Annotated in this window: 10 protein-coding genes; 1 reads left to right on the plus strand and 9 read right to left on the minus strand. The window is 36.5% G+C overall.

Going from position 1 to position 13,157, the window contains the following annotated elements; genetic code table 11:
- Nucleotide 1: 1 nt before the first annotated feature.
- From AC04QZ_RS03435 to AC04QZ_RS03460, 6 genes are all read right to left on the minus strand, one after another.
- Complete coding sequence (locus AC04QZ_RS03435; RefSeq protein WP_478356580.1) at nucleotides 2-2,170, minus strand: S9 family peptidase; 2,169 nt, start codon at nucleotides 2,168-2,170, stop codon at nucleotides 2-4.
- A gap of 98 nt (nucleotides 2,171-2,268) precedes the next feature.
- Nucleotides 2,269-2,916 carry a DUF4412 domain-containing protein gene (locus AC04QZ_RS03440; protein WP_086546334.1) on the minus strand — a complete coding sequence of 216 codons (648 nt, stop codon included), beginning with the start codon at nucleotides 2,914-2,916 and terminating at the stop codon, nucleotides 2,269-2,271.
- 23 nt (nucleotides 2,917-2,939) lie between these two features.
- Complete coding sequence (locus AC04QZ_RS03445) at nucleotides 2,940-3,716, minus strand: enoyl-CoA hydratase/isomerase family protein (RefSeq protein WP_478356581.1); 777 nt, start codon at nucleotides 3,714-3,716, stop codon at nucleotides 2,940-2,942.
- A 1-nt stretch (nucleotide 3,717) separates the two neighbouring features.
- Nucleotides 3,718-5,805, minus strand: coding sequence for a ComEC/Rec2 family competence protein (locus AC04QZ_RS03450; RefSeq protein ID WP_478356582.1), 2,088 nt, complete (start codon nucleotides 5,803-5,805; stop codon nucleotides 3,718-3,720).
- A gap of 3 nt (nucleotides 5,806-5,808) precedes the next feature.
- Nucleotides 5,809-7,833 (minus strand): helix-hairpin-helix domain-containing protein, encoded by a 2,025-nt coding sequence (locus tag AC04QZ_RS03455; protein ID WP_478356583.1) that lies wholly within the window; start codon nucleotides 7,831-7,833, stop codon nucleotides 5,809-5,811.
- 153 nt (nucleotides 7,834-7,986) lie between these two features.
- Complete coding sequence (locus tag AC04QZ_RS03460; protein ID WP_029274329.1) at nucleotides 7,987-8,322, minus strand: MerR family transcriptional regulator; 336 nt, start codon at nucleotides 8,320-8,322, stop codon at nucleotides 7,987-7,989.
- Nucleotides 8,323-8,438: 116 nt separating this feature from the next.
- Between AC04QZ_RS03460 and alaS the strand changes: the two genes are divergently transcribed.
- Nucleotides 8,439-11,057: an alanine--tRNA ligase gene (alaS, locus tag AC04QZ_RS03465; RefSeq protein ID WP_478356584.1), complete on the plus strand. Its 2,619-nt coding sequence runs from the start codon at nucleotides 8,439-8,441 to the stop codon at nucleotides 11,055-11,057.
- An 85-nt stretch (nucleotides 11,058-11,142) separates the two neighbouring features.
- Here the strand turns inward: alaS and AC04QZ_RS03470 are convergent, their stop codons facing one another.
- The 3 genes from AC04QZ_RS03470 to AC04QZ_RS03480 all read right to left on the minus strand — a co-directional run bounded on the left by AC04QZ_RS03470 (nucleotide 11,143) and on the right by AC04QZ_RS03480 (nucleotide 12,979).
- Nucleotides 11,143-11,646 carry a hypothetical protein gene (locus AC04QZ_RS03470; RefSeq protein ID WP_478356585.1) on the minus strand — a complete coding sequence of 168 codons (504 nt, stop codon included), beginning with the start codon at nucleotides 11,644-11,646 and terminating at the stop codon, nucleotides 11,143-11,145.
- A 125-nt stretch (nucleotides 11,647-11,771) separates the two neighbouring features.
- Complete coding sequence (locus tag AC04QZ_RS03475) at nucleotides 11,772-12,278, minus strand: hypothetical protein (RefSeq protein ID WP_478356586.1); 507 nt, start codon at nucleotides 12,276-12,278, stop codon at nucleotides 11,772-11,774.
- A gap of 101 nt (nucleotides 12,279-12,379) precedes the next feature.
- Nucleotides 12,380-12,979: a hypothetical protein gene (locus AC04QZ_RS03480; RefSeq protein ID WP_478356587.1), complete on the minus strand. Its 600-nt coding sequence runs from the start codon at nucleotides 12,977-12,979 to the stop codon at nucleotides 12,380-12,382.
- Nucleotides 12,980-13,157 lie beyond the last annotated feature (178 nt).

The following is a 13,157-nucleotide window of genomic DNA, read 5'->3' on the forward strand; positions in this document are numbered from 1 at the left end:
TCTATCTTGCGCCTGGAGGGCAGTTTTCTTTTAAAAACTTAGTATAAGTTAATGATAAATGTTTGCCGGTTCCTTCGCCCTCAGAAATACTATGGGTGCGGTTTGGATAACTCATCAATTGAAAAACCTTTCCATTTTTAATCAACTCATTGATCAGCATTTCGGCATTTTGGTAATGCACGTTATCGTCGCCAGTGCCATGGATATACAATAAATTACCTTTTAAATTTTTAGCATAAGTAATAGGAGAGCCTTTAACATAAGCCTCTTTACTTGGGAAAGGGGTACCCATGTAGCGTTCCTGGTAAACATTATCGTAAGTTAGCTGGTTGCCAACCGCGGCAATTGCAATACCCGTTTTATAAATTTCAGGATATTGGAACATGAGGTTTAACGTAGATGAGCCACCACCGCTCCAGCCCCAAACGGCAACGCGGTCTTTATCCATAAAGGCATTGGTAGCCAATAGTTTTTTGGCAGCCATAGCCTGATCGCGGATATTGATCACCCCAATATTCTTATAAATGCTTTTACGCCATGCACTACCTTTTGGAACGGGCGCGCCTCTGTTATCCATAGAAACATAGATATAGCCATCTTTAGCCATATCGCCATCATATAAATGATTTACACCCGCACCGGCAACATCTGTAGCCGTTGCACCTGCAGGCTCGCCATAAACATAAAATACAACAGGATATTTTTTGTTTGGATTAAAGTTATCAGGCTTTTTCATCCAGCCATCCATTTCAATTCCGTCTTCAGTAGTTACTTTAAAAAACTCTACTTTATTTTTAGTTATGGTTTGCTTAGCCAATTGCGTTGTAATACTTCCATCCATTGTAAATGGATTTCCTGTAGTAAAGTTCATCCACTCTGTAATCGGCTTAACAAGCGAACTATTATACGAATGGCGTGCAAAAGCAGCATTTGGAGAAATATCGTAATTATGTGTTCCTGGTAAAACAGAAGGTGTAACCTGTTCTAATTTCCCCTTTCCATCTAACTTGGTTTTAAAAAGATATTTCTGAGTAGCATTGCTTGGTGATGCCAGAAAATAAACCATATTATTTTTTACATCAATCAATTTTACATCAATCACATCATAGCTGCCTTTGGTAACCAATGTTTCTTTTTTTCCATCCAAACTGATTCGATACAGGTGATTCCAGCCATCCTTATCAGATACAATGGTAAACTCTTTATTATCATTTAACCATTTCCACTCATCCTGTGCATCAATCCAGGCCTTAGCTTTTTCAGTATAAATAGCTTTTGCTGATCCTGTTCCTGCATTACAGATAAATACTTTACTTTCGTTTTGCTCGCGGTTAAGCTGCTGTAAAATAATGTCATTACTGTTAGGTACCCACTGCATGCGTGGAATATAGTGCTGAATATTATCTCCTGGAACATCTAGCCAGTTTGTTTTGGCTGTTGCAATATCAACCACACCAACTTTACATGCCGATGGATTTTCACCTACCTTTGGATATTCTACAGGAATGGTATACGGATAAATAGAATCTGTATTATTGATCATCAAGAAATTTTTGATCTTCGTTGCATCCAGCTGCCAGTAAGCAATAGATTTGCCATCCGGACTCCATCTAAAACCATCACGGCAATCGAATTCTTCCTCATAAACCCAATCGAAAGTACCGTTAATCATTCGGTCTGTACCATCAGTGGTTAAAGCCTTAGCCCCGGTTCCATCAATATTTTCTACATATAAATTGTGCTGGCTTACATAAGCAACCTTGCTGCCATCGGGCGATAATTTAGCAAACATTAAAGATGAAGCCGGTCTGTCTTTTCCTATTTGAGTGATCTTATTGGAAGTTAAATCTGCTAACCAATAATCTCCACGCGTTTCGTAACGCCAAACTTTTTTACTGTTTGTATAAATCAATGCTTTAGTGCCGTCATCAGATAACTGAAAACTTTTAACTGCAATTGCATTGTTTTTACCTGCAGGTGTTAATAATCCACTCGATATAACGGTTTTACGATCGTTTTTAGGCAATGTAATTGAAACGATTTCTCCACCAACAATCTGATAATAGGAGTTACCGTCTTTTGCCCAGTTGATACTTTGGGCTTTTGCATCAATCAGCGAGCATAATGTTATGCAAGCCATTGATAATCTTAATAATAATCTTTTAATCATATATAGTTTTTGGACATAAAAAAAGCTTTTCAACTTTCGGGCTAATTTAAATAAAAAGCCTGCAGTTAAAAAGCTGTAAATTATCTGGAATTGGTTAATTATTCACCACCACCTTGCATGGCTTTCAATTCTTCCATCGTTACTATGTCGTAACCAGTAGGAATTTCAAGGCTAATGGCACCTACTTTAGCTTCAGAAAGAGATTTTAGAAGCAGATCTGAATTTACGCCATTAATTACTGCCGAATATTTTACAGGAAATGCCCCCAGGCCTTTAAAGAAACCGCCATTGGTAATTGCAGCAATATCAAGATCTTTTGTTGCCCATAATTCATGCGCTCCACCTTTGTCGTCTTTGTAGGTATATTTTTCAGCATTAAATCCAGCGATGGTCTGTTTTTCACCAGTTGCTTTATAATCAGAGTATTTTGGCAATAAAGCTTCTTGTGCTTCTGTTTCTGCTTTGCTCACCTTTACCGCAAATTGTTTTTGGGCAACAGGAACATCAATTAATAATAATCCGGTTTTATCTGCCGTGTTTGAAATAATGTTGATCATGGCAGGACCATTTTCAATTTCTATTTTGGTTAAGTTACCATTAAATTTAGTTTTAACATCGGTTGTTGTACCATTAGCAGTTACTGCAAATACCAAAGTACCTTCAGCAATTTTCTTTTGTGCATGGGCAATTATAGCAGTACTTACCAAGATTAAAGCTACAACACCGGTTTTGATTGATTTGAACATGTTTTTATTTCAGTTTTAGTTATTTACCAATTAATTTTTTCTTTGTTTAAAAATGAAGAGATTCCTTTTTTAAAATCTTCACTTTCCCTTACACGGGCATTGATCTGTACCGCAGTTTCCAGGCATTTTTCCAATAGGGGATTGGTTGTTTGCGTAATTAGTTGTTTAGTGATCATTAACGAATTACCAGAGCTCCCGCTACACAAACTTAATGCAAATTCTCTTACTATTTGATGAATATCGGATGAATTTGTTACAAAATTTATCAAATTATATTTCAATGCTTCCTCAGCAGAAAATATTTTTCCAGTCAGTAAAATTTCCTTGGCGATCGATTCGCTCACCTTTTCCTTTAAAAAACAAGAAACAATAGCAGGAACAAAACCAATTTTTACTTCCGTATAACCAAAATTACTTTCAGGTGTAGCAAAAACAATATCACATATGGTTGCCAAACCACAGCCACCGGCAATGGCATGACCTTCTACCTGAGCAATAACCACTTTTGGCAAATAATAAATGGTTGTAAAGAGTTTTTTTAAATGATTAGAATCAGCCACATTTTCTTCAAATGTATTGTATTGCAACTGCTGCAGATATGCTAAATCGGCACCAGCACTAAAAGCGTCACCATTTGCATTCAATACGACCACTTTTACGAGGTCATCTTCTGATGCTTTAATGAATGCAGCAGTTAATTCAGCGATAAGTTGAGGGTTTAACGCATTTTTTTTTTCGGGCCTATTGATAGTTATTGTTGCTATTCTTTCAGCAACCTGATATAAAACCAGATTTTCCATGTTATTGGGTTAGTTGCACCAAATATGCTTTATTTTTCTTTAAAATATGTACATCGATATCATTATTCTCCATCTGCTTCTTAAGCATCTGAATTTTATAATCTTTGTTAGAGGCATCAATGAGTGCCGTTTTATACTTTATAGCAATGTCCATTTTGGCTAAATTAAATTTAGTATTCCCACTAAACCAGATACTTGAAAAAGTAGCGTTTCCAGTTATTCTTTTATAATCCAGACGTTCATTAATCAAAAGTATTTTATAATCAAAAAAGGCAATTTGATTATTTTTTAATGCGAACTGCCCCAAAAGGGTATCCTTCTTCAAATCTATAAAGCATATTTTACTTACCTGTAATTGCGATAATGCCGGCTCAACAGAAAATGTATAGTTTTTATCTTCACGATTTAAATCTGAAACCAGAACAGCTTCCTTTCCATTGATAAAAGCAGCTGCATAGCTTTTTCTCAGGGAAAAGAAAATGATTTTTTTTTGTTGTAAGACGCTTAGATCATCGTACATCACTAAAAGTTGGTAGCAAACAAATAGAAATAAAGAAGAGAACAACAGTCGTTTGTTAAATTTTGCCAATGCATAAATAAACCACCCGAGCGACAAGCTCAATAACACCAATTCAGGTAGATTAATCCATATTGACGAAAAGCTGGCATATGGCAAACCCGCAATCCATTTTAGTACAGCATTTGTAAAATTTATTATCCATTCGAAAACTGGTGCCAGAAACCCGAATGATGGGATTAACACCAAAATCCCTAAATACATCATGAGTACCAATGGGATAGTGATTAAAAGGTTCGCAAAAAGAAAGTAAATCGGGAATTGATGAAAATAATAAATACTCAATGGGAAGGTGACCACTTGCGCTGCTAGAGACATGGCTGTGAAAGCCCATAACTTATCTAACCAAACCTGTTCAGTATAAAGCAGGTTGTAAATTTTGGGCTGAAGATAAATTAATCCAAATACGGCCAGATAGGAAAGTTGAAACCCCACATCCCAAATTAAAAATGGGTTGTAAACGAGTTGGCAAAATGCTGAAAAGGCCAAAACATTATAACTATTCGTGGTCTTTGATAAAACTTTAGCCGTTATTAAAATACTGATCATTATGGCCGAGCGAACAACAGAAGGAGATAATCCGGTTAACAAAGCATATCCCCAAATCAATGTGCAGATTAGCAGAAGTTTTACAATCCTTAATGTCCGGTTCCTGTTCAAAAAGAAGAACAAAAAATCTAAAACAACATAAATAATGGCTACATGTGCGCCTGATACCGATAAGGCATGAATAGTTCCGGTTTTGGAATACGCCGATAGAGTTTCTTTATTTAAATCAGCGCGGTAACCTAAAATAAGGGTGGAGGCCACAGCAAACGCTTCATCATTTTTAATCAGGTTTCGGTATTTTGCTACTTGCTTTTCTCTTAGCTCTAAAGCCATCTTTATAATGGGATTACCCAGATTATTTTTGTTGCTAACGATATGATCCTGATCAATAAATGCCTGATGATAAATATTCTGAGTGCCCAGCCAGGCTTTAAAATCAAATTCTGCGGGATTGTATGGAGGCTCCACTTCGGTATGTTTAACCGAGATCATCATTTCATCACCATACTTGAGCTTGATGGGTTTTAAACTATCTAATTTTACAGCAAGAAGCAGCTGCCCCGTTAATCTGATTTGCTTACCTTTCCGATATCCGGATATTATCTTTGCTTTAAAACGCAAAATGCCACTGCTGTGCTGAGGTTCATTATTTACCCAGACCTTTAAATAATTGCACCCTGTTTTTGCAAAGTAATTTTGGTTTAAACTTTCGTTATTGAGCAGGCAAAGCAAACCACCAAAACTGAAAAAAAGTATATAAATTAAAATACCAATAGTGCCTTTGTAACGATATATATTGAATCTTTCATAAGTGATGTTTAGAAATAAAATGCTCAGTAAAATAACGATTAGAGTTAAAGTTAACCATTGGATATATGCTAATGCAGGAAAGAAATAAAAAACACAGATACCGAAGAGAAAAGGAAACAGGATCCTGACAAAAACATATTCGGTCTTAAACATGGTTTAAAATTGATAACGTACCTGAATTTTAACTTCCGATTTTTTATTGCCATCAATTTCGTCCAGGTAAGTCCCTACCGTTTCTACGTTCTTGTAAACAAACAAACCATACCGAATCCAAACATTAAGTTTTTTAACTATATTATATTTCAGGTTAAAATAAGTCCTAAAACCTGTTCCACTATACATTCCAAAGGCAAAACTGTACAAAACATCATCTTCATAGGCGTAAATCCTACTGTTATAACTTGGTGTATTGAAATAGGCAAATCTTACATTCCCAGTTAACTTAGCGAACATTGGCGAATAATCTACATCCTGATAAATGAGATAACCAAATTCACGGCTTGCACTACCTTTTTTATATTGAGAAATCTCTAACCGGTTTTGAAAGCGCCAATTCTTATTCATTTGCCAGCTTGCCTCTGCCCGGTAACCCTCTCTTTTTACATGGTCTAAAAAGTTTACCGGTACATCCAAATCGGTGTTTTGTTGTTTACGTTCTGTTTTAAATCGAACTAAAACTTTAAAGGTTTTACCTGGGGTATAAACGGCCTGCCCCAACACCTCATAACCTTTTGAAGGTTCATCAATACGGTATTTTAACCAGGGAAACCTAAAATAATCGCCATAGAAAGAAAAAGCCCAATGTTTATTTGGGTTAACATTTAAACTAGCATACAATCCTTTTTCATTGACTGCTTCACTCGCTTCGGATACAGCCTGATTAAAAAAACTGTGATAATCTTTGGCATAATCGCGATAGGTCAAAGCTGCAGAAACTGTTGGCGACAAACTCATCAGTACGCCATTAATATAGGCCAAGCCACCACCTAAACCTTTAGCGGCCTCGCCATAGAGGTACATATTTTTATAGGTATAATTGTAAAATAAGCCGAGATTGGTTAGTGCTGTTCCGGTGAAACTATATTGATCGTAGGCTGCAGCTTGCGTAATAAAGCGAGTTTTATAATTAGTATGATAAGCAATTGCACCAAGGGCAAATTCATTTTTGGTATATTGAATGGTAGTGCCAAAAATGCGCTGTGCTAAAACCCCTTTATTCTTAATCTCAGTAGGGGTTCTATGCAATCCGGTTTGATTAATCGTGGCCTGGACTAAATTTCCTTCTGAATCTAACTTTTGGCTGGCATCAAGATTACGGAACGAAACAAAAGGAGTGATATCTATATTTTTAAACAGGTTAATGGTTGCAGCGCTTCCTCTAAAAAAAGAATATTCGTTAGTCGAATTATAAGGCCTTAAACCTAAGTCTTTTTTAGCTACGCTGGTTACATCGGGACCTTTGCCAAAAGAAAAACCAGACCATAATGTTAAGCCCTGGCCAAACTGCAGTGTATAATCGCCAATTACCAACTTTTTTAACTTACCCAATTTGAATAATGCGATATTGCCCGAATAAAAATCGAAAGGTTTACCGATAAATTTTTCGCCGGCATCTTTATCTAAAGTTATGGCTGCTGATAGAATTGAACTATATTGATATCGGTAACGCATCTGAAATTTTTCTGGCGAACCTAGATACCGGTTTCCGGGTAAATCTGTATATCCCCTTTGCTTTTGTAAAGTTTGCGCAAAACGCATCATCAAATCATTTTCACCATCATGTAGAAGGTTTTTAAAACTGAGCTGCTGATATTCAGCGATATTAGTTAAGGTTACAAATGGAAGCAGGGTTTGGATGGTTTTAATATCAAAACCCTTAATGCTTTGTAATTCCAGCACATCCGCTAGCTGACCATTTTCCTTTATGTGTAAAAAGAAATTACTTATCTGTAAGGGAGACAGGAAAACCAGAGTCTTTAATTCTTCAACCGAAGTGCGATTCAGATTAATTGGGTGTTTACGATATTTCTCCAATACATCAACCAGCTCGGTCATATCGTAATCATCGGGGAGGTTTTCGGCTACACTCTCTAAAATATCGCGGATATCTGCCTCTTGTGTATTTTGGGCAAGTAAAGAATAGGGGAAAAAGACAAGCAACAATGCATACCATATTTTCATAAGCAGGGAGTTAACCAGTTAATAAAAAATAGGGTGATTGTTGTTTTGGTGATACTAATATAAAATAAATAATTAAAAACCTACAAAAAATGTACTTTTTTAATTACATACTAGTAATGCTGTAAAAGCGATAGGAGTAAGGAAATAAAATGCTTACAGTTCTTCTGCCAGATTTACCAAAAAACCTTTCAGTTTTTCTAACGAATCTATAATCTTCTGATTCTCTCTTACACCTGTTTTATTATTCTTTAAATAGTCTTTGGCACCTTTTAAGGTAAATCCTTTTTCATCAACAAGGTTGAAGATAATCTTTAAGTTTTCGATGTCTTCCGGTGTGAAAAGACGGTTGCCTTTTTTATTTTTCTTGGGCTGCAGGATGTCGAATTCTTTCTCGTAAAAACGGATCTGTGAGGCGTTAACATTAAACATTTCAGTCACTTCGCCCATGGTATAATACATTTTATTAATGTCTCTTTCTTTATACGGCATATTTTGTGCTTGATTATGAGTGTCTTATATCGATTAATTAAAGTATTCAAATGTAGCTCGATTTTTCCTTATTAACGCAATAAAATTTTAATTTTGTTCCCTCCAATAATATTGAAATGACAGCAAAAGAGATTAGACAGGCATTCCTTAGTTTTTTTGAATCGAAACAACATCATGTTGTTCCTTCCGCACCGATTGTGGTTAAAAACGACCCTACTTTAATGTTTACCAATGCGGGTATGAACCAATTTAAAGATCTGTTTTTAGGGGAGGCGGCCATTAAATATACTCGTGTTGCTGATACCCAGCGTTGTTTACGTGTTTCGGGCAAACATAACGACCTGGAAGAAGTAGGTATTGATACTTACCACCATACCATGTTCGAAATGTTGGGCAACTGGAGTTTTGGTGATTATTTCAAAAAAGAAGCCATCGCCTGGAGCTGGGAATTATTAACTGAAGTTTACAAAATCCCGAAAGAAAAATTATATGTTACCTATTTCGAAGGCGATGAAAAAGAAGGCTTAGAAAAAGATCAGGAAGCTTATGACCTTTGGAAACAATATGTGGATGAAAGCCATATTTTACCTGGAAATAAAAAAGACAATTTCTGGGAAATGGGCGATACGGGACCATGCGGACCATGCTCTGAAATCCATGTAGATTGTCGTACCGACGAAGAAAAAGCAGCTGTAGATGGTGCTACCCTGGTAAATGCCGATCATCCTCAGGTAATCGAAATCTGGAATAATGTATTTATGCAGTTTAACCGTTTAAAAAATGGTTCATTGCAAAGTTTACCTGCTAAACACGTTGATACTGGAATGGGTTTCGAACGCTTAGTACGTGTTTTACAGGAAAAAACTTCAAACTACGATACCGATGTTTTCCAACCGATGATTCAGTTTATTGCAGAAAAATCTGGTATTAAATATGGTGCTGAGGAGAAAACGGATATCGCTATGCGTGTAATGGCCGATCATATCCGTGCCATTTCATTTGTGATTGCCGATGGACAACTGCCTTCTAATAATAAAGCAGGTTATGTGATCCGCAGGATTTTACGCCGTGCCGTACGTTATGCTTATACCTTTCTAAACTTTAAAGAGCCATTTTTAAATCAAATGGTTCCTTTATTGGCTGAGCAATTTAAAGGTGTATTTGATGAACTGATTTCGCAACAGGATTTTGTACAAAAAGTAGTGCTGGAGGAAGAAGTTTCCTTTCTGAGAACTTTATCTACAGGCATCCAACGTTTCGAAAAATATCAGGCTACTAATAATGTGGTAGAAGGTGCTTTTGCTTTTGAATTATCAGATACATTTGGTTTTCCGATCGATTTAACGGAATTAATGGCCAGAGAAAAAGGCTGGAACGTTGATCTGGCTGGCTACGAGCAGGCCTTGAAAAAACAAAAAGACGATAGCCGTGCCGCCACAGCAATTGATACAAGCGATTGGATTGTCGTAAACACAGAAGAACAGAGTGAATTTGTAGGTTACGATGATTTAGAAATCGAAACCGAGATTTTAAAATACCGTAAAGTAAAAGCAAAAGGCAAAGAACAATACCAAATTGTTTTACGCCAAACACCTTTTTATGCTGAAAGTGGTGGTCAGGTCGGAGATACCGGCCGTTTAGAAGACCATAGCCGCCAGTTTTGGGTAGACATTACCGATACTAAAAAGGAAAATGGCTTAACCGTTCATTTTACCGATATTTTACCGGATAATTTAGAAGGTAAATTTTGGGCTGTTGTAGATGAAGATAAACGTATTTTAACTGAAGATAACCACTCTGCCACTCACTTATTGCATGCAGCCCTTAAACAGGTTTTAGGCAAACATGTTAACCAGAAAGGTTCGTTGGTTAATGCAGATTATCTGCGTTTCGATTTTTCTCACTTTGCTAAAGTAACTGATGAAGAACTGGCACAGATTGAGGTAATTGTGAACCAGAAAATCCGCCAGAACATTAAATTAAAGGAACAACGCAACGTTCCTTATCAGGATGCTATTGAAAGTGGCGTAACGGCTCTATTTGGCGAAAAATACGGCGATTTTGTTCGTATGATTACATTTGATGATCATTTCTCTAAAGAACTTTGCGGTGGTACACACGTAAAAGCAACCGGACAAATCGGTTCATTCAAAATTGTTTCCGAAAGTGCGGTTGCCGCTGGTGTTCGCCGTATCGAAGCCATCACTGCTGATAAAGCGGAGCAATATTTCTTAGACCAAAGAAAAGAACTTGGTGTGTTAAAAGCATTACTAAACGGAAGCAAAGATTTATCAGCATCTGTTCAGGCTTTATTGGATGAAAATGCGAAACTGAAAAAGGAAATTGAGAAATCGACAATAGAGCGTGTAAACACCTTAAAACATGAAATAGTTCACCATGTAAGGGGAATTAACGGCATTAACCTGATTGCTAAACACATCGATCTGCAAAGTGCCGATGCGGTTAAGAACCTGGCTTTCTCCTTAAAAGATATGGTTGATAACCTGTTTCTGGTTTTTACGACAGAAATTGATGGTAAACCCGGAATAACCGTTATGCTTTCTGATCACCTGGTGAAAAAAGGATTAAATGCTTCGAATATTGTTCGGGAATTGGGTAAAGAGATTCAAGGCGGTGGCGGTGGACAACCTTTTTATGCTACAGCAGGGGGTAAAAACGCATCAGGATTAAAAGTTGTGCTGGAAAAAGCAGAAAGTTTTATTCCTCATCATTAATATAAATAATGTAATAGTCCCTGAAATAAATTCAGGGTGACGCTATGTAAAATAAAAAAGAGGCCCTAAAGCCTCTTTTTATATTTTAATGTCTTCCATGTTTTTCTCGGTGTCCTCTGGAGAATAAACTTGAATTTACACTTCTATCGTGGTGCCTGTTATCTACCCGGTATGATCTGTAATTATTTCTTGGCGAGCTGTATCTCACTCTATTTCCGCCTCCATATGAGGAGCGGTAGTAATTATTATGATGTGAATAACTTACCCTGTGACTATTATAATTGCGATATGGACTATTTCCATAAACCACTACTTTTCTGCCGTGGTGCAAATCGTAACCTCTATATCTCGCTGGTAAATATCTCGATCTTGTCCATCGGTTTCCGCTTAAATAAACAAACTGTCTTTGCGGGACATAATAATAAGATTGAACTTCCGGGAGATAGTAATAATTAACGTTTTCATAACCTGCAGGAACCCAGGCAGGCTGAGCACCAATATTCACATTAATACTTACCTGAGCGCTAGATTGATTAGATGTTAAAGCCACGATACCTAAAATCGCGGAGATGATAAATAACTTTTTCATAATAATCCATTTATTTGTGTGTACTTCAGTAATTCAAACGCTGTGCCAAAACTTCTATTGTAACAGATATATAAAAAAAGGAGTCTCTTTCGAAACTCCTTTAAATAAACCAGTGAGGTTATGGATTAATGTTTTCCTTTACCATTTCCATGGCCTTTTCCGTTATTTCCATTATTCGCTTTTCCATAAATCTTTTTAGCCTGTCCCGGAGGCATACCATGAGGATGTCCTTTTACAACATAATATTTACTATCACGGCTATCTCTTATTACCAGCTGGCCTTTATTGCCTTTGTATTTGGCATACTTTACCTTATCATTTTTGAAATTCAAATAGGGCTTAGGTGAATTAATTACCACTTTATAACCATTATATAAATTGTAATTGCCGTATCGAGCAGGTAAAGTATTGGCAAAAACCCAATCGTTTCCATTTAAATACACAAACTGTTTTTGCGGAACATAATAGTAACTTTCTACGTCAGGGAGATAGTAATAATCTACATGATCGTAGCCTGTGGGTCCCCAGAGCGGTTGAGATCCGATATTAACATTTACATTTAACTGTGCTTTTGCTGGGATGCTGAGAAATGAAATCATCATAACTGCAGCCATTAAAAATAATCTTTTCATAATCAATTCATTTAGTGTTTATTATTTATAGCCAAACCACGTGCCAGAAGTAAGTAAATAAGAAAGGAGCCCCCTTCGAAGCTCCTTTATACAACTAAATATTAATGACGCCCGTTACCGTGGCCTTGATTATTATCTCTTTCAGGACGGTTATCTCTACCATTATTATACTGAGGGCGACCATTATTTTGATCAGGTCTGGTCACATTTCTTTGTACTACACGGGTAGGACGGTTATTATTACGAACTACAGTTACATTTCTGGTAGGTCTTTGAATGTATTTTGGATGGCCTTTTACTACGTAGTATTTAGTCTCACGGCTATCTCTAATAATGGTTTGATGACCTCCATAGTTTTTATATTTACTATATCTGTTTACATAAATGTTATTTCGCAGATATGGTTTTGGTTCATTAACGACCACTTTATAAGCCCGGTACAGATCAAAGTTTCTGTATTGAGCAGGTAAACTGTTCGCCCAAACCCAATTTCCACCGTTCGAATAAATGTATTGGCCAGATGGAACATAATAATAAGCATCAATGTCAGGGAAATAATAATAATCAACATGATCATATCCTGTTGGTCCCCAAACTGGCTGTGAACCAATATTGATATTTAAGCTAAGCTGTGCTTTTGCATTGTTTATGCTGAATAATGAAACCATCAGAACTGCAGCAAATAAAACTAACTTTTTCATAATGTTTTTTAATTAAAGGTTTCTTGTGTGTGTTTGCTGAGATAGACGATAGCAGCCCACACTAGTTTAATTAAAGCCGTTCCATTTAACATTCTTTAACGTTGAATATGCCATTGAGTAATTTTACTCAGCTTACTGAGTAAATTGTAAATAACGGTATAAACAACTGAATAACAAT

The sequence above is a fragment of the Pedobacter folensis genome, from assembly GCF_056490665.1.

What these genes read in the sequence shown, in the direction of transcription:
- AC04QZ_RS03435 (WP_478356580.1), bottom strand. Translation starts at nt 2,170, where the DNA reads ATGATTAAAAGATTATTATTAAGATTATCAATGGCTTGCATAACATTA.
- AC04QZ_RS03440 (WP_086546334.1), bottom strand. Translation starts at nt 2,916, where the DNA reads ATGTTCAAATCAATCAAAACCGGTGTTGTAGCTTTAATCTTGGTAAGT.
- AC04QZ_RS03445 (WP_478356581.1), bottom strand. Translation starts at nt 3,716, where the DNA reads ATGGAAAATCTGGTTTTATATCAGGTTGCTGAAAGAATAGCAACAATA.
- AC04QZ_RS03450 (WP_478356582.1), bottom strand. Translation starts at nt 5,805, where the DNA reads ATGTTTAAGACCGAATATGTTTTTGTCAGGATCCTGTTTCCTTTTCTC.
- AC04QZ_RS03455 (WP_478356583.1), bottom strand. Translation starts at nt 7,833, where the DNA reads ATGAAAATATGGTATGCATTGTTGCTTGTCTTTTTCCCCTATTCTTTA.
- AC04QZ_RS03460 (WP_029274329.1), bottom strand. Translation starts at nt 8,322, where the DNA reads ATGCCGTATAAAGAAAGAGACATTAATAAAATGTATTATACCATGGGC.
- alaS (WP_478356584.1), top strand. Translation starts at nt 8,439, where the DNA reads ATGACAGCAAAAGAGATTAGACAGGCATTCCTTAGTTTTTTTGAATCG.
- AC04QZ_RS03470 (WP_478356585.1), bottom strand. Translation starts at nt 11,646, where the DNA reads ATGAAAAAGTTATTTATCATCTCCGCGATTTTAGGTATCGTGGCTTTA.
- AC04QZ_RS03475 (WP_478356586.1), bottom strand. Translation starts at nt 12,278, where the DNA reads ATGAAAAGATTATTTTTAATGGCTGCAGTTATGATGATTTCATTTCTC.
- AC04QZ_RS03480 (WP_478356587.1), bottom strand. Translation starts at nt 12,979, where the DNA reads ATGAAAAAGTTAGTTTTATTTGCTGCAGTTCTGATGGTTTCATTATTC.